Consider the following 15187-nt stretch of genomic DNA (forward strand, 5'->3'; position numbering starts at 1 on the left):
CGGGTGGTGGGCTGTGTGGAGAGCATCCATTCCCGGGGTTACAGCCGGTTGGTGACAGGATAGCGTAAGGAAGTGGGGGAAAACTACTGATGGTTGGCTCAACCCAACCGAAAAAAGCCCCGCGCCGTCGCCGTCGTGTGCTCCGCCAACTGCGCCAGCGTCTCACCCCGGCACTGCGCAACCATGGTCGCTACCTCGGGCAGCCAGCATGGCTCATTGCGCCGGTTCTTCGGTTTGGGTGACAGGGTCCGCGGCAGCAGCCAGGGGGCATCGGTTTCCAGCATCAGCCGCCCGCTCGGAATATCCCCGACCAGCGACTGCAGGTGAGTGCCCCGGCGTTCGTCGCAGATCCAGCCGGTGATGCCGATATGCAGGTCCAGATCGAGATAGCCGTACAGAGACGCCTTGTCCGCCGTGAAGCAGTGCACGACCGCAGCCGGCAGCCGGTCGCGGAAATCACGCAGGATACCTACCAGGGTGTCGCTGGCCTCGCGCTCATGCAGAAACACCGGATAGCCCAGCTCGACGGCCAGTTCCAGTTGTTGTTCAAGGGCTTTGATCTGTTGCGGGCGGGGGGAGAAGTCGCGGTTGAAATCCAGGCCACACTCGCCAATGGCGCGTACGCAATCGGCCCCCGCCAGCAATCGCAGGTCAGCTGCCTGGGTGGCAGTCCAGTGACGGGCTTCGTGGGGGTGTACACCGGCGGTGCAGAACAGCCGGAGCGGGTCCTCGGCGCATTGCGCCTGAATGGCAGCGCAATGATCCACCGAGGTGGCGGTCAGTATCATCTGGCTGATACCGGCCGCCCAGGCCCGTTCCAGAACGGCTTCGCGGTCCTTGTCAAAGGCGGCGTCAAGCAGGTTGACGCCGATATCGACCCATTCCATGAAGTCGCGCCTACTCAGCCTTGCCGGGGTGGCTTGGCTGCGCGGGGCTTGCTGGCGAAGTCCTTGCGCGGCGGACGCGGGCTGCGCGGACGCTCGCTTTCACCGGGCGGCAGCGGCCATTCGCGGATCTGCAGCGCGACGCCATTGACTTCGATGCCGGCCAGCTTGCTGAGTACCGAGGAATCCAGCTGCGGCAGGAAGACACCGGTATGCTCGGTGAACATCTTGATATGGCCGATCTGCTGGCGGCGCAGGCCGCCGTGCTTGACCAGTGCATCCACCAGCGGCTTGGGCATCAGGTTGTTGGAGCGACCGCCCTGCACCTTGTAGCGCACCAGGCCGCTGTCGCGGTCATCGGTGGTCTCGCGGCGCGGCGGGGCGACCGGCAGGTCAGCGACTGGCTCGACCAGCGTCTTGGCACCGGGCAGGATAGCCAGCAGCGCAGCGGCCAGCTCCAGCGGTTCCATGCTGGTCAACTGCAGCAGGTCGTCAACCAGTTGCTGATGCAGCGAGCCGGTGGACTCGGCGGCAGTCTGCAGGCGAGTACCCAGCTTGCTCAGGCGACCACTGCGTACCGCATCGGCGGTCGGCAGGGCCTGTTGCTCGATCTTCTGGCCAGTGGCCTTTTCGAGCATGCCGAGCATACGCCGTTCGCGTGGGGTGACAAACAGGATGGCGGTGCCGGAGCGACCAGCGCGGCCGGTACGGCCGATCCGGTGAACATAGGACTCGCTGTCGTGGGGCAGATCGTAGTTGAGTACGTGGGAGATACGCTCCACGTCCAGACCACGGGCGGCCACGTCGGTCGCGACAACGATGTCCAGCAGGCCACGCTTGAGGCGGTCTACCACCTGCTCACGCAGTTGCTGGCTGAGGTCGCCGTTCAATGCTGCGGCAGCAAAGCCACGGGCTTCCAGGCGCTCGGACAGCTCCAAACTGGCGGTCTTGGTGCGGACGAAGACGATCATCGCCTCCACCGGCTCGACTTCCAGCAGGCGCGTCATGGCGTCCAGCTTGTGGTGGTTGGCCACTTCCCAGACTTTCTGGGTAATGGTGTCCAGGCTGCTGCTCTTGCCGCTGTGCAGGCGGATTTCCTTCGGGTCACGCATGTGCTTGCGGGCGACAGTGCGCACGCCGGCGGGCATGGTGGCGGAGAACAGGGCCTTCTGGGTGTTTTCCGGTACTTTCTCGAATACGGCATCGAGGTCGTCGGCAAAGCCCATCTTGAGCATTTCATCGGCTTCGTCGAGCACCAGGAAACGCATGTTCTCGAACTTGATGCTGCCGCGACGCATATGGTCGGTCAGGCGGCCGGGTGTGGCGACGACGACATGGGCGCCTCGCTCCAGCGCCTTGAACTGCGGAGCGAAGGGGGAGCCGCCGTACAGGGCCAACACGGAAAAGCCGCGCATGTTCTGTGCGTAGCGCTGCAGGGCTTCCGCCACTTGCAGGGCCAGTTCGCGGGTAGGGGTAAGTATCAGCGCCTGGGTGGCGCGGATGCTGACGTCGATGCCTGCCAGTACGGGCAGCGCAAACGCAGCGGTTTTGCCGGTGCCGGTCTGGGCGAGGCCCAGCAGGTCATCGCCGGCAAGGAGAGTCGGAATAGCCTCGGCCTGGATAGGGGAGGGTGTTTCATAGCCGAGGCTGTTCAGAGCCTCAAGCAGCGGTGCAGGCAAGCCGAGATCGGCAAACTGCGGTGCCGCCGGAGCGGTATCGGACATACTTGGAGTAAACCTTGGGGGATTGAAGATCGCGTAGTATACCTGTATTGCCACGTAATTACTGCATCGATTTTTTATCTGTCCCTCTATCTGGCACACTCAAGGCCAACTTCGCTCAGGAGCATCGCTATGGGACGCTTGGTAAATGGCATCTGGCATGACGAATGGTACGACACGGGCGCCACTGGCGGCGCCTTCGTGCGCGAGGACGCGGGGTTTCGCCAGCAGATCGAGGAGGGCGGGCGCTTCCCGCCTGAGAGCGGTCGCTATCACCTGTATGTATCCCTGGCCTGCCCCTGGGCGCACCGCACGCTGATCCTGCGCAAGCTCAAGGGCCTGGAAACCCATATCGGGGTCACCGCCGTGCATCCGCACATGCCCGACCGGGGCTGGGTCTATGACCCGGCAGAGCCACTGTATGGCTTTGAGTGTCATCATCAGCTGTACACCCTGGCCAAGCCGGACTACACCGGCCGGGTGACGGTACCGGTGCTGTGGGACACGCAGGAGCAGACCATAGTCAACAACGAGTCGGCAGATATCGTGCGCATCTTCAACAGCGCCTTCAACGGGCTGACCGGCAATACCGAGGATTATTATCCCCAGGTGCTGCGGCCGGAGATCGACCGCTTGAATGCGCGCATCTACGACGAGGTGAACAACGGCGTCTACAAGACCGGGTTCGCCACCGCCCAGGAGGTGTACGAAAAGGAATGCACCACCCTCTTCGCCGCCCTGGACTGGCTCGATGGCCTGCTGGCCGAGCGGCGTTACCTGGCCGGGGAGCGGGTTACCGAGGCGGACTGGCGGCTGTTCACCACCCTGGTGCGGTTCGATCCGGTCTATCACGGGCATTTCAAGTGCAATATCCGGCGTATCCAGGACTACCCGCAGCTCTCCGGATACCTGCGGGAGCTATACCAGTGGCCGGGCATTGCCGAGACGGTGAACTTCGAGCACATCAAACAGCACTACTATTACAGCCACGACACCATCAACCCCACGCGCATCGTACCGCTGGGCGAAGGTCAGGATCTGACCGCCGCCCATGGCCGCGGTGAGCCGCTGGCGTCGTGGTTGGGACTTTGACATCAGGAGCAAGGATTGAAGACGCCGTTGATTACCCGGCAGGGCTACGAGAACCTGCGTCGGGAGCTGGATGAGCTCTGGCGGGTCGAGCGCCCGGATATCACCAAAAAGGTCACCTGGGCGGCGAGCCTGGGCGACCGCAGTGAGAATGCCGACTACCAGTACAACAAGAAGCGCCTGCGCGAGATTGACCGTCGGGTGCGCTATCTGCGCAAGTGCCTGGAGTACCTCAAGGTGGTGGACTACCGGCCCGAGCAGGAGGGCAAGGTGTTCTTCGGCGCCTGGGTGGATATCGAAAGCGAGGAGGGTAAGCAGCTGCGACTGCGCATTGTCGGCTACGACGAGATCTTCGGTCGCCGGGATTACATCTCCATCGACTCGCCGATGGCCCGGGCGCTGCTGAAGAAGGAAGTGGATGACGAGGCCGAGGTGACCACCGAGGCGGGGACCACGGTGTGGTACATCAACGCCATCGAATATGAGAAGGGCTGAGACGAACTGAGAACCACCGCGCCGGGCCAGGGAGCGGTGGCTTTCTCTGAGCCAGCGTTCAGCCACCCCGGTTGAGCAGTTTCATCGGACTCTGGTTGACCACCGCGCGGGTGCCGAGGGCACCGGTGACGCCGATCAGCAGCGCCCCCGCCAGCGGCACCAGTACCCACAGCAGCAGGTGCGGCTGCCAGTCCAGATTCAGGGCAAAGCGATAGAGCAGCCAGGTGATGAGTTCGGCGGCAACGATGGCCAACAGGCCGGCCAGGGCGCCGAGCAGGCTGAATTCCAACCGGTTGGCCTGGCGCAGCAGTTGTCGTCGAGCCCCAAGAGTGCGTAGCAGGGCGCCCTCGTAGAGCCGGGTGTCCAGCGTGGATTGCAATGACGCGAACAGCACCGTGAAGCCGGCCAGCAGAACAAATACCAGTACGTACTCCACCGCCAGGGTGACCTGATCGAGGATCTCCCGCAGTTGCTGGAGAATGGCTTCAACCTCCAGCAGCGTCATGGCGGGGAAGGCCCGGGTCAGCTCGCGCAGGCCGTCGCGCTGCTCAGGGGGCAGATGGAAGCTGGTCAGCAGCGTAGTAGGCGCGCCGTCCAGGGCGCCAGGCGAGAACACCATATAGAAGTTGGGCGTGAAGTTGTCCCAGTTAACCTCGCGGATGCTGGTGACCTCGGCGTCCAGGCTGCGACCGCCGACCAGGAAGCCGAGCCGGTCGCCCAGGGCCACGCCTAGGCTATCAGCCAGTTCTGCCTCGATGGACACCTGGTGCTGCTCGCCGCTTGGCGGTTGACTCCACCAGAGGCCTTCGCGCAGCACATTGTCCGCCGCCAGGTCTGCCGCCCAGGTCAGGCTCAGGTCCCGGTTGATTGCCCGCTCGCCGGGGCTGTCCTTGGTCACGTGTTCGCGCACGGGCTCGCCATTGATGGTTGCCAGGCGTCCCGGGGTGACCGGGTACAGGGGGGCGCTGCGCGCGCCGATGTCCGCCAGGGCCTGGCGAAACGCCGGTTCTTCCTCCGGCAGGATATTCAGCGCGAAGTGGTTGGGTGCATCGTCCGGCAACTGGGCCTGCCAGCTATCCAGCAACTCGGTGCGCAGGATGAAGATCACCACCATGGACATCAGGATCAGGCCGAAGGCGAGAATCTGCCCGGCGGCGGCGCTGGGTTGTTTCAGCAGCTGACCGCTGCCCAGGCGCCAGGCCAGCCCGGCATTACGCAGTCGATTGGCGCTGGCGCGCAGCAGCAACCAGGCCAGGCTGCCGAGCAGCAATGCGGCCAGGGCGCCGCCAAAGATCACCGCCAGGGTCATGGGCAGGTTGCCGGTAAACTGCCACATCAGCAAGCTCAGGCCGGACAAGGCCAGGCCGTAGATCAGCCAGGCGCTGCCCGGCAGCGGCGTGAGCTCGCGGCGCAGTACCCTTAGCGGTGACACCCGCCCCAGGCGCAGCAATGGCGGCAGCGCAAAGCCGAACAGGCCGATCAGGCCGGTGGCCGCACCGACCAGCAGGGGCTTGGGGCCGGCCGGGGGCAGGTCGGGCGGCAGCAGCTCGCGCAGCAGGTATACCAGCCCCCATTGCATGAACCAGCCGAGCAGCAGACCGATCAGGGTGGCAACCAGACCCAGGCCCAACAGCTGGATCAGGAACAGCCGCAGGGTGCGCTGGCGACTGGCGCCCAGGCAACGCAGCAGGGCGCTGGTGTCGTAGTGGCGGGTGGCAAAGCGGCTGGCGGACAGCGCCACGGCGCCCCCCGCCAATACCACGGCGGCGATACTGGCGAGCCCGAGGAACTGGTTGGCCCGCTCCAGGGCGCTGCCGATCTGGCGGTTGTCATCGGCGACCGAGGTCAGCCGCTGGTGCGCCTCCAGGCGCGGCTCCAACCATTGCCGGTAGGTCTGCAGGTCGGCTTCGCTGCCACTGAGCAGCAGGCGATAGCGTACCCGGCTACCGGGTTGCACGACCTGGGTAGCCTCCAGGTCAGCCAGGTTCATCAGCACCCGGGGCGTGAGGCTGTAGAAGTCGCCGGCGCGATCTGGCTCGTGGGTGAGCAGGGCGGCAATGCGCAGCTCGGCGTAACCGATTTCGAGGGGGTCGCCGATGTTGAGGCCGAGCACATTGAGCAAGCGTGGCTCGATCCAGATCGTACCGCGCTCGGGAATGCCCTCGGCGAGCTGGTCGGCGCCGAAGGGCTGCTGGCTGGTGCGTACCTCGCCGCGCAGGGGGTAACCGGGCGCGACCGCCTTGATGCTGCTCAGCTGCATCTCGGAAGCACTTGAAGTTACGCTTGAAAAGTCAACCAGATCAGTGTGTTGCAGGTTGTTCCTGATGGCTTCCTGAAGAAACTCTTGCGGTAACGGCTCCCGGGAGGAGATGCGCATGTCGGCGCCGAGGAACTCCGCTGCGCGGGTAGCCATGCCCCGTTGCAGGCGATCGGTAAAGAAGCTGATTGCGGTGCTGACCAGCACCGCAATGACCAGCGCCAACAGCATGATGCGCAGCTCGCCGGCGCGCCATTCGCGCAGCAGCAGGCGCGAGGCTAAGGGCAGGTCGCGGCTCATGCCTGGTCCGCCTTGAGGCGTCCGGCCTCCAGATGCAAGGCGCTGTCACAGCGCAGCGCCAGACGCTCATCATGGGTGACCATCACCAGGGTGGTACCTTGTTCGCGGTTGAGTTCGAACAGCAGGTCGGTGATCCGCGCGCCGGTGACCGCGTCGAGGTTACCGGTGGGCTCATCGGCAAACAGGATGGCCGGGGTGCAGGCGAAGGCCCGGGCGATGGCCACCCGCTGTTGCTCGCCACCGGACAGCTGGCGCGGATAATGGGTGAGGCGATGGCCCAGGCCCACCCGTTCCAGCAGTTCGCGGGCCCGGGCGGCGGCGTCGCGGCGGCCTTCCAGCTCCAGGGGCAGCATGACGTTCTCCTGGGCATTGAGACTGTCGAGCAGCTGGAACGACTGGAACACGAAGCCCACCTGCTCGGCGCGCAGGGCTGCGCGCTGATCCTCATCCAGGTTGTTGAGATTTACGCCTCCCAACAGCACCTCGCCGCTGCTCGGCAGGTCGAGGCCGGCAAGCAGGCTCAACAGGGTCGATTTGCCCGACCCGGAGGCGCCGACGATGGCCACGCTGGCGCCGCGCGGGATGCCGAGACCGACGTCATCGAGGATGGTCAGCGTTGCTTCCGGGGCATCGACGACTTTGCTAAGGTGGCGAGCAATGATAACGCTGTCTGACATGGGTATCGGCCTTGATGAATATCTGGAAGAAGAGCGCGGCTCTGATCTTGTTGTGCCTGCTGGCGATGCCGGCCTCGGCGCGGAATATCCTGCTGGTCGGCGATAGTATCAGTGCCGCTTTCGGTCTGGAAATCGACCAGGGCTGGGTCAGGCTGCTGGAACAGCGCCTGGCTGAGGAAGATCTACGCTACGAGGTGGTCAATGCATCGGTGAGCGGGGATACCACCGCAGGCGGCCTGGCCCGGCTCCCGGCGCTGTTGGCCGAGGTGAAGCCGGAGCTGGTGGTGATCGAGCTGGGCGGCAACGATGGCCTGCGCGCGCTGCCGGTAACGAATATGCAACAGAATCTTTCGGCGATGGTGGCGCTGTCCCGTGAGGCCGGCGCCGAGGTCATTCTGTTGGGGATGCGCATTCCGCCGAATTACGGCCCGCGTTACTCGAAGGCCTTCGAACAGGCCTTCGTGGCAGTGGCCGAGGAGCACGATGTGCCCCTGGTGCCCTTCCTTTTGGAGGGTGTCGGCGGGGTGAAAGGCATGATGCAGAGCGATGGAGTGCACCCAACCGCTGCAGCGCAGCCACTTTTGCTGGATAATGCCTGGCCGGCCATCAAACAGGCCCTGGAGTGATGGCATTTATTCGGTATGAGGAGCAGCTTGGGTGACGATGTCCTGGATTTCCAGACGGTGGTGTGTGGTGGAGCAGGATGAGCAGCAGGATCTGTTCGTGGGCGATCCCTGGCATTTCCATCTGGTTGATATCAACCTGCGTCTGGACGCACCGCTGGAGCGGTCGTTGTGTGGGGACCTGCTGCCGTCGCGGCCGGTCTATCGGGAATTGACCCGGCAATCGCTGAAAAGCCTTTGTCCCCATTGCCGGGACGCGGCAGAGACCTTACGGGGCGCTGGCCGCAAGGCGACGACCCGGCGGGTAACGCCGGTGCCGGTGATGGGCCAGCAATTCGACCTGTACGCGCCGGCAGGAGGTTGAAGGGGTGAAATACCTGGCAGACAAGATCACGGTAGGGGTGCTGGCCATCTCGCTGGCCGGCGGGGTGTGGGCGGCTGATTATCCCCTGGTCCCCGGCCAGGAGGTGGTAGGCGCGGTGCATTCGGTGACGGCGGTGTTCGAGGACACCTTTGCCGATCTGGCCGACACCCATGGTTTCGGCTTTCTCGAAATGCAGGCGGCCAACCCCGAGGTCGACCCCTGGTTGCCCGGCGAAGGCACGACGATACGGCTGCCCGGCCAGCACATCCTGCCGGATGCGCCGCGCGAGGGTATCGTCATCAACCTGCCCGAATACCGGCTCTACCATTACCCGGCAGATGGCACCATGGTCAGCACCTGGCCGGTGGGCATCGGTCGGGAAGGCTGGTCCTCACCCATCGGCCAGACCCGGGTCGCCCGCAAGGAGGCCAACCCCGCCTGGTATCCACCCCAGTCGATCCGTGAGGAACACGCCGCTGCGGGTGATCCGCTGCCGGCGGTAGTGCCGCCGGGGCCGGATAACCCTATGGGGCCGTACAAGATGAACCTGGCCATGAGTGGCTATGTGATCCATGGCACCAACAAATCCTTCGGCATCGGCATGCGGGTCAGTCACGGCTGCTTTCGCATGAACAATGCCGATGTCACCGAACTCTTCCCCCGCGTCCCCGTGGGCACCCCGGTGACTATCGTCAACCAGCCCTACAAGCTGGGGGTGCTGGACGGCAAGCTCTATCTGGAGGTGCACACGCCGCTGGATGAGCATGGCTTGCCATCGGCATTGGACAAGCAGGCGGCGATTCAGGAATTGCTGCAGGCGCGCAACGAGTTGGTCAGCCAATACCGACTGGACTGGCAGAAGATCCGCGATATGGTATTTGCCGAGGAGGGTGTTCCGGCGGTGATCGGCGAACCCTTCGGCGGTTACTGACGGGGCGGGAGTGGGCGTCCAACACGAGGTTGGACGCCGGCCCCGAGCTTACTTGCGGCTGGCTCGTTCGAGCATGCGCAGGGCGCGCTCGTTGGCTTCATCCGCAGTCTGCTGGGCACGCTGCGCCGCAGCCAGGGCCTCGTCGGCCTTGCGGTTCGCTTCGTCAGCGGTGGACTGGGCGCGCGCGGTGGCGTTTTCGTTGGCGGACAGGCGGGTGCTGGTCTCTTCCTGATACTGATTGCTGCTGCAGCCGACTGCCAGCAGGCCAGCCAGAGACAGGGCCGAAAGTTTCAGTGCAATGTTCATCGTGATACCCCTTTGGTTAACGATAGTGTCGTTTTTGCCGACCGGTTCATTTTAGCAGTAATCCCGACGAATGGAGATTGACGAGCGTCATAAACGGTGACGGCTTGGTGATATTCAGCTCATTGACTGGGCGCGTCCGCAGTTTGTTCCCGGGGCCGTCTGGGTTAAGGTGATTCCCGCGATAAATACAAAAAAGGATGGCATTTGATGCTGGGTTATCTGGGATTGATTGGCGGGCTGGTACTCTTGATCTGGTTCGCGCTCCGCGGCGTGAATATCTTGCTGGCGTCGATTATCTGCGCGCTGGTGGTGGCGATTCCCAATGGCATTCTGTTGCCGGCGGCGCTGCTTGAACATTATCCCTTCGGGGCGCTCGGCGCCTTTACCTTCGCCGGCAAGTTCTTCCTGCTGTTCCTCTGTGGCGCTATTTTCGGCAAGGCCATGGCCACCAGCCAGGCGGCCAAGAGTATCGCCGTGGCCATTACCCGCGGGCTGGGCGTCAAGCACACCTTGCTGGTGGGCATGGTGGTCTGCGCTCTCTTGACCTACGGCGGGGTGGTGGTGTTTGTGGTGGTGTTCACCATGTACCCGCTGGGCATCACCCTGATGCGCGAGGCCAACCTGCCGAAGCGGATCTGGTGTGCGGCCACGGCCCTCGGGGCCGGTACCTTCACCATGACTGCCTTGCCGGGCACGCCGTCCATCCACAACGTGATTTCCGCCAGTGCCCTGGGCACCGATCTGTTCGCCGGTGGCTGGATCGGGCTGTTCGCCGCCGCGATCATGGCCGGGCTGGGGATGTGGTATGTCGAACGCGAGTGGCGGCTGGCCAGAGCCAACGGCGAGGGCTTTGTGGAGAACGCCCAGGACCTGCGGATGGAGCAACTGATCGGTGATCCGAACGACGCGCCGCCTTGGGGGCTGGCCCTGGTGCCGCTGCTGCTGGTGCTGGGTGTGATCATGCTGCCGCGGCTGATCCTGGGCCTGGCAGATTGGTCGGAAACCGAAGGCATGTTCGCCGCCATCCTGCGCTTCAGCGCTGCCCAGCCGATCATCTGGCCCAGCATTGCGCTGGTGATCGGGGCGCTGTCCTGCGGCGTGCTCTTTGTCAGCGCCCGGCGCAAACTGGGCCAGGTCTTTGGCCAGGGCGCGGAAGACTCGGTCATGCCGCTGCTCAATACCGCCGCGGTGATCGGTTTTGGCGGGGTGGTAACCCAGACGACCGGTTTCGGTGAGTTTGCCCAGTGGATCCTGGGCGTTGAGATGCCGCCGCTGCTGTCCGTGTTCGCCTCGATCAGCACCCTGTCGGCGATCGTCGGTTCTTCCTCCGGCGGCCTGCAGATCTTCATGCAGACCCTGGCGCCGAGCTATCTGGAAATGGGTATCCAGCCGGAAATCCTCCACCGCATTGCCGCTATCGCCGCCGGCGGTCTGGATTCGCTGCCCCATTGCGGCGCCGTCATTGCCACCCTCATGATCATGGGGCTATCCCACAAGGAAGCCTACAAGGATATGTTTGTGGTTACCGTGGTAGTGCCGGTGGTAGCCTGCCTGCTGGCCATCGGCTTGCTGATGGCCCTGGGAATGGGTGTAACGCCGCCGGCCTGACCAGGGCGGCAGCGGTGGAATTAATTACCGCTGCCGCAGGTCAATTACTGAACATTCACGATGCACCAGAAGGAAACCGCCATGACCTCCGCTGCTCCGGTCCAGCATGACCCCCAAGAGAAGCAGTTCTACATCGAGGCTGAGGGTGGGCGTGCCTACCTTGCCTATATGGACCTGGGCAAGCAGACGCTGGATATCTACCGGACCTATGTGCCCGATACCCTCCGGGGCCAGGGGCTCGCCGCCCGCCTGGCCGCCGAGGCGCTGAAATTTGCCCGGGAGGAGGGCTATACGGTCATTCCGTCCTGCTCGTACGTCGAAAGCTATATCCAGCGCCATCCTGATCAGTCCTGACCCGCTGAACAGATACGAAAAAACCGCCGAAGCGGTTTTTTCGTATCTGCGGTGATCGTCAGATCATCAGCCGCGCTTGCGGGTGCGCAGGGCGTCGCCAATCTTGCTGTGCATGCTGCGAACCGCCTGAACGGTGGTATCCCAGTCGATGCAGGCATCGGTAATGGAAACGCCGTATTCCAGCTGGGACAGATCCTTGTTGATTGCCTGGCTACCCCAACCGATATGACTTTCCACCATCAGGCCGACGATGGAGCGGTTGCCTTCCGCGATCTGGTTCGCGACGTTGTCCATCACCAGCGGCTGCAGGGCCGGGTCCTTGTTGGAGTTGGCGTGGCTGCAGTCGATCATGATGTTGGGCTGGATGCCGGCCTTTTCCAGTTCCTTCTCGCACAGCGCGACGCTGACCGAGTCGTAGTTGGGCTTGCCATTGCCGCCACGCAGCACCACGTGACCATAGCGGTTACCGCGGGTCGTCACGATGGACACCTGGCCCTCGTGGTTGATACCCATGAAACGGTGCGGGCTGGCGGTGGATTGCAGGGCATTGATCGCCACGCCGAGGTTGCCGTCGGTACCGTTCTTGAAGCCGACCGCGGAGGACAGGCCGGAGGCCAGTTCCCGGTGGGTCTGGGATTCGGTGGTGCGCGCGCCAATGGCCGACCAGGAGATCAGGTCTTGCAGGTACTGGGGCGAAATCGGGTCCAGCGCCTCGGTGGCGGTGGGCAGACCCATGTCGGTCAGGTCGCACAGCAATTGACGGCCGATGTGCAGGCCATCTTCGATCTTGAAGGAGTCGTCCAGGTAGGGGTCGTTGATCAGCCCCTTCCAGCCGACGGTGGTGCGCGGCTTCTCGAAGTACACCCGCATGACCAGATACAGGGTATCGCTGACTTCTTCGGCCAGGGCCTTCAGGCGCCGGGCGTAATCCTTGGCAGCTTCAACATCATGGATAGAGCAGGGGCCGATAACGATGAACAGGCGGTGATCCTTGCCATCGAGAATATTGCGAATGACCTGCCGGCTTTCGACGATGGTCGCCCGCGCGGTGTCGCTCATCGGAATCCTGGCCTTGAGTTGGGCAGGGGTAATCATTACTTCGTTGGAAGCAACGTTCAGATCATTGATAGGTAAATCGGCCATCTTCCTTCCCAGCGAGTCTTTCGGGCCACCAACCGGTCGGCCTCTGGATGTGTGGGGGACAGCTTAAAGCATGGAGCGCGGCTCCGGCTACCCTGTCGGCGGGGGATTGACGCTATTGATGGTAAAACCACGAAGGCGGCAAGGGTAGCGGCGTTTGTCGCCCGGCTGACTGTTGTCCGGTGCATTCAGCGTTTACCATGGCCGGCATACTTTTTCAGTTTCGCGCATCGTTCAGACACAAGGGGTAGGTATGCAACAGGTAAAACCGCGTATCGGCGTCATCGGCACCGGCGCCATCGGTGGCTTCTATGGACTGATGCTGGCGCGAGCCGGCCATGACGTGCACTTTCTGCTGCGCAGTGAATACCCGGCGGTCCGCGAGCAGGGCATCACCGTGGAGAGCCAGGTGCACGGTGAACTGAACCTGCACCCGGTACAGGCCTACGCCGATGCTGCGGACATGCCGCCCTGTGACTGGCTGCTGGTAGGCGCCAAATCAACATCTAACGAGTCCCTGGCACCCTTGATCGCCCAGGCGGCAGCGCCTAGCGCCCGGGTGATCCTGCTGCAGAACGGCTTGAACAACGAGCAGCAGCTGCGCCAATGGCTGCCTGAGGACCTGCACCTTATCGGCGGGCTCTGCTATGTCTGCCTCTATCGCAAGGCCCCGGGCGTGGTGGTGCACCAGGATAACGGCATGATCGACCTGGGCTACCACTCCGGCCCGGCGACCGGGGAGCAACGCCAGGAGCTCATCGCAGCCGGCGCGGCGCTGTTTCGCGAGGCGGGTATCAAGGCCCGGGAAATGGCGGAACTGGACACGGCGCGCTGGCAGAAGCTGATCTGGAATGCGCCCTTCAATGGCGTCTCGGTGGTGCTCAACGCCGGTACCCAGGCGCTGCTGGCCAACGAGGCCAGTCGCCAGCTGATCCGCGAGCTGATGCAGGAGGTCGTGGATGCCGCCGAGGCCTGCGGGCACCGCATGCCCGAGGCGCTGGCGGATAAGCTGCTGGCCGGTACCCAGCGGATTCCCGATTATCTGCCCAGCATGTATCACGACTGGCTGCACAAGCGGCCCATGGAGCTGGACGCGCTCTACGGCGAGGCGTTAAGCCTGGCCGCTGCGGCTGGCTGTAACATGCCGCGCACCGAGACGTTGTTGCAGATGCTACGGTTTATCGAGGCAGGCTACCTGGCCGAATAAGCGCCTGGACCGGCCTCGCCATCCTCCGTGGCGGGGCCTTGCCCCTTACCCGACCGGCGGCGCGCTAAATCCGTCGCTTCTGGCTTTTCTGGTCTAACATCAGGCGTGTATCTATGAATCCGGTTATAAAGGGTTCATGATACCCCGCTTGATATCCAGGAGGCCTAACTCGATGAAATTGCAGCAGCTTCGCTATATATGGGAAGTGGCACACCACGACCTCAACGTATCGGCGACAGCCCAGAGCCTGTACACCTCCCAGCCCGGCATCAGCAAACAGATCCGCCTGCTCGAGGATGAGCTGGGGGTAGAGGTGTTCTCCCGCAGCGGCAAGCATCTGACCCGGATCACGCCGGCGGGGGAACGGATCATCGAGACGGCGGGGGAGATACTGCGCAAATGTGAGAGCATCAAGCAGATCGCCCAGGAATTCAGCCATGAACGCAAGGGCGTACTCACCCTGTCCACCACCCATACCCAGGCGCGCTACGCCTTGCCGCCGGTTATCAGCCGCTTCATGCAGAGCTATCCGGAAGTTTCGCTGCACATGCACCAGGGCACGCCGACGCAGATCAGTGAAATGGCAGTCAATGGCACCGCCGACTTTGCCATCGCCACCGAAGGCATGGAGCTGTTCAACGAACTGGTGATGATGCCCTGTTACCGCTGGAACCGTTGCGTGATCGTGCCCAAGGGGCACCCCTTGGCCGACGTCGGCAAGCTGACGCTGGAACTGCTCGCCGAACAGCCGCTGGTCACCTACGTATTCGGTTTCACCGGGCGCTCCAAGCTGGACGACGCCTTCAGTCACCACGGCCTGACCCCCAAGGTGGTCTTCACTGCGGCCGACGCTGACGTGATCAAGACCTATGTCCGGCTGGGGCTGGGTGTGGGGATCGTCGCCAGAATGGCCGTGGATGCGGAGATGGATGATGACCTGGTGGTGCTGGACGCCAGCCACCTGTTCGAGTCCAGCGTGACGCACCTGGGCTTTCGCCGCGGCACCTTTTTGCGGGGCTTCATGTACGACTTCATCGAAGCCTTCGCCCCGCACCTGACCCGAGAGCGCATCGAAGAGGTGCTGAAGTGTCAGAGCCGGCAGGAAATCGAAGCGTTGTTCGAAGCGGTGGAGTTGCCGGTTTATTGAGTGGCTGTGGTGCGGAAAACCCAGGCGTGCTCTGCACGCCAATCGGCCCGAGGCGGGCCTCCTACAGTTTGACTCTCAGGGGCT

15 protein-coding genes are annotated in these 15187 nt (G+C 63.5%); 9 read left to right on the plus strand and 6 right to left on the minus strand.

Annotated features, from left to right (window positions below):
• Positions 1-98: 98 nt before the first annotated feature.
• Together VG99_RS13760 and VG99_RS13765 are read right to left on the minus strand one after the other, a co-directional pair.
• A complete protein-coding gene (locus VG99_RS13760) occupies positions 99-887 on the minus strand; it encodes a TatD family hydrolase (protein WP_044500866.1) in 789 nt (262 codons plus the stop codon).
• Between the two features lie 14 nt (positions 888-901).
• A complete protein-coding gene (locus VG99_RS13765; RefSeq protein ID WP_076939766.1) occupies positions 902-2608 on the minus strand; it encodes a DEAD/DEAH box helicase in 1707 nt (568 codons plus the stop codon).
• A 129-nt stretch (positions 2609-2737) separates the two neighbouring features.
• Between VG99_RS13765 and VG99_RS13770 the strand changes: the two genes are divergently transcribed.
• Both VG99_RS13770 and greB read left to right on the plus strand, forming a co-directional pair.
• The gene (locus tag VG99_RS13770) at positions 2738-3697 is read left to right on the plus strand and encodes a glutathione S-transferase family protein (protein ID WP_044500868.1); all 960 of its coding nucleotides are present in this window, start codon (positions 2738-2740) and stop codon (positions 3695-3697) included.
• Between the two features lie 15 nt (positions 3698-3712).
• Positions 3713-4189 carry a transcription elongation factor GreB gene (greB, locus tag VG99_RS13775; RefSeq protein ID WP_044500870.1) on the plus strand — a complete coding sequence of 159 codons (477 nt, stop codon included), beginning with the start codon at positions 3713-3715 and terminating at the stop codon, positions 4187-4189.
• A gap of 58 nt (positions 4190-4247) precedes the next feature.
• Here greB and VG99_RS13780 read toward each other — a convergent pair whose 3' ends face one another.
• Entirely contained in the window at positions 4248-6746 is a 2499-nt protein-coding gene (locus VG99_RS13780; RefSeq protein WP_044500871.1) for an ABC transporter permease, read from the minus strand.
• Complete coding sequence (locus tag VG99_RS13785; RefSeq protein WP_044500874.1) at positions 6743-7423, minus strand: ABC transporter ATP-binding protein; 681 nt, start codon at positions 7421-7423, stop codon at positions 6743-6745. The genes VG99_RS13780 and VG99_RS13785 overlap by 4 nt, the downstream gene beginning before the upstream one ends.
• A gap of 14 nt (positions 7424-7437) precedes the next feature.
• Here VG99_RS13785 and VG99_RS13790 point away from each other — a divergent pair, with 14 nt between their 5' ends.
• The 3 genes from VG99_RS13790 to VG99_RS13800 are packed head-to-tail and all read left to right on the plus strand — an operon-like array spanning position 7438 to position 9341.
• Positions 7438-8049 carry an arylesterase gene (locus VG99_RS13790; RefSeq protein ID WP_044500876.1) on the plus strand — a complete coding sequence of 204 codons (612 nt, stop codon included), beginning with the start codon at positions 7438-7440 and terminating at the stop codon, positions 8047-8049.
• 31 nt (positions 8050-8080) lie between these two features.
• A complete protein-coding gene (locus VG99_RS15570) occupies positions 8081-8410 on the plus strand; it encodes a hypothetical protein (protein WP_158023936.1) in 330 nt (109 codons plus the stop codon).
• A gap of 4 nt (positions 8411-8414) precedes the next feature.
• Entirely contained in the window at positions 8415-9341 is a 927-nt protein-coding gene (locus tag VG99_RS13800; protein ID WP_044500878.1) for a L,D-transpeptidase family protein, read from the plus strand.
• Between the two features lie 48 nt (positions 9342-9389).
• Here the strand turns inward: VG99_RS13800 and VG99_RS13805 are convergent, their stop codons facing one another.
• Positions 9390-9647: an Lpp/OprI family alanine-zipper lipoprotein gene (locus VG99_RS13805; RefSeq protein ID WP_044500881.1), complete on the minus strand. Its 258-nt coding sequence runs from the start codon at positions 9645-9647 to the stop codon at positions 9390-9392.
• A gap of 207 nt (positions 9648-9854) precedes the next feature.
• On the opposite strand from VG99_RS13805, the gene VG99_RS13810 reads away from it, so the two are divergent.
• Both VG99_RS13810 and VG99_RS13815 read left to right on the plus strand, forming a co-directional pair.
• Positions 9855-11255: a GntP family permease gene (locus VG99_RS13810; protein ID WP_044500884.1), complete on the plus strand. Its 1401-nt coding sequence runs from the start codon at positions 9855-9857 to the stop codon at positions 11253-11255.
• Positions 11256-11336: 81 nt separating this feature from the next.
• Complete coding sequence (locus tag VG99_RS13815) at positions 11337-11609, plus strand: GNAT family N-acetyltransferase (RefSeq protein WP_044500886.1); 273 nt, start codon at positions 11337-11339, stop codon at positions 11607-11609.
• Between the two features lie 66 nt (positions 11610-11675).
• Here the strand turns inward: VG99_RS13815 and VG99_RS13820 are convergent, their stop codons facing one another.
• Positions 11676-12752 carry a 3-deoxy-7-phosphoheptulonate synthase gene (locus tag VG99_RS13820; protein ID WP_044500888.1) on the minus strand — a complete coding sequence of 359 codons (1077 nt, stop codon included), beginning with the start codon at positions 12750-12752 and terminating at the stop codon, positions 11676-11678.
• Positions 12753-13002: 250 nt separating this feature from the next.
• Between VG99_RS13820 and VG99_RS13825 the strand changes: the two genes are divergently transcribed.
• Both VG99_RS13825 and cysB read left to right on the plus strand, forming a co-directional pair.
• On the plus strand, positions 13003-13956 hold the full coding sequence (locus tag VG99_RS13825) for a putative 2-dehydropantoate 2-reductase (RefSeq protein ID WP_044500889.1): 954 nt from the start codon (positions 13003-13005) through the stop codon (positions 13954-13956).
• A 172-nt stretch (positions 13957-14128) separates the two neighbouring features.
• On the plus strand, positions 14129-15103 hold the full coding sequence (gene cysB / locus VG99_RS13830; protein WP_044500891.1) for an HTH-type transcriptional regulator CysB: 975 nt from the start codon (positions 14129-14131) through the stop codon (positions 15101-15103).
• Positions 15104-15187: the final 84 nt, after the last annotated feature.

It is taken from the genome of Pseudomonas saudimassiliensis (assembly GCF_000939975.1).
Taxonomy (GTDB): Bacteria; Pseudomonadota; Gammaproteobacteria; order Pseudomonadales; family Pseudomonadaceae; genus Halopseudomonas; species Halopseudomonas saudimassiliensis.

What these genes read in the sequence shown, in the direction of transcription:
- VG99_RS13760 (WP_044500866.1), bottom strand. Translation starts at nt 887, where the DNA reads ATGGAATGGGTCGATATCGGCGTCAACCTGCTTGACGCCGCCTTTGAC.
- VG99_RS13765 (WP_076939766.1), bottom strand. Translation starts at nt 2,608, where the DNA reads ATGTCCGATACCGCTCCGGCGGCACCGCAGTTTGCCGATCTCGGCTTG.
- VG99_RS13770 (WP_044500868.1), top strand. Translation starts at nt 2,738, where the DNA reads ATGGGACGCTTGGTAAATGGCATCTGGCATGACGAATGGTACGACACG.
- VG99_RS13780 (WP_044500871.1), bottom strand. Translation starts at nt 6,746, where the DNA reads ATGAGCCGCGACCTGCCCTTAGCCTCGCGCCTGCTGCTGCGCGAATGG.
- VG99_RS13785 (WP_044500874.1), bottom strand. Translation starts at nt 7,423, where the DNA reads ATGTCAGACAGCGTTATCATTGCTCGCCACCTTAGCAAAGTCGTCGAT.
- VG99_RS13790 (WP_044500876.1), top strand. Translation starts at nt 7,438, where the DNA reads ATGAATATCTGGAAGAAGAGCGCGGCTCTGATCTTGTTGTGCCTGCTG.
- VG99_RS13805 (WP_044500881.1), bottom strand. Translation starts at nt 9,647, where the DNA reads ATGAACATTGCACTGAAACTTTCGGCCCTGTCTCTGGCTGGCCTGCTG.
- VG99_RS13810 (WP_044500884.1), top strand. Translation starts at nt 9,855, where the DNA reads ATGCTGGGTTATCTGGGATTGATTGGCGGGCTGGTACTCTTGATCTGG.
- VG99_RS13815 (WP_044500886.1), top strand. Translation starts at nt 11,337, where the DNA reads ATGACCTCCGCTGCTCCGGTCCAGCATGACCCCCAAGAGAAGCAGTTC.
- VG99_RS13820 (WP_044500888.1), bottom strand. Translation starts at nt 12,752, where the DNA reads ATGGCCGATTTACCTATCAATGATCTGAACGTTGCTTCCAACGAAGTA.
- VG99_RS13825 (WP_044500889.1), top strand. Translation starts at nt 13,003, where the DNA reads ATGCAACAGGTAAAACCGCGTATCGGCGTCATCGGCACCGGCGCCATC.
- cysB (WP_044500891.1), top strand. Translation starts at nt 14,129, where the DNA reads ATGAAATTGCAGCAGCTTCGCTATATATGGGAAGTGGCACACCACGAC.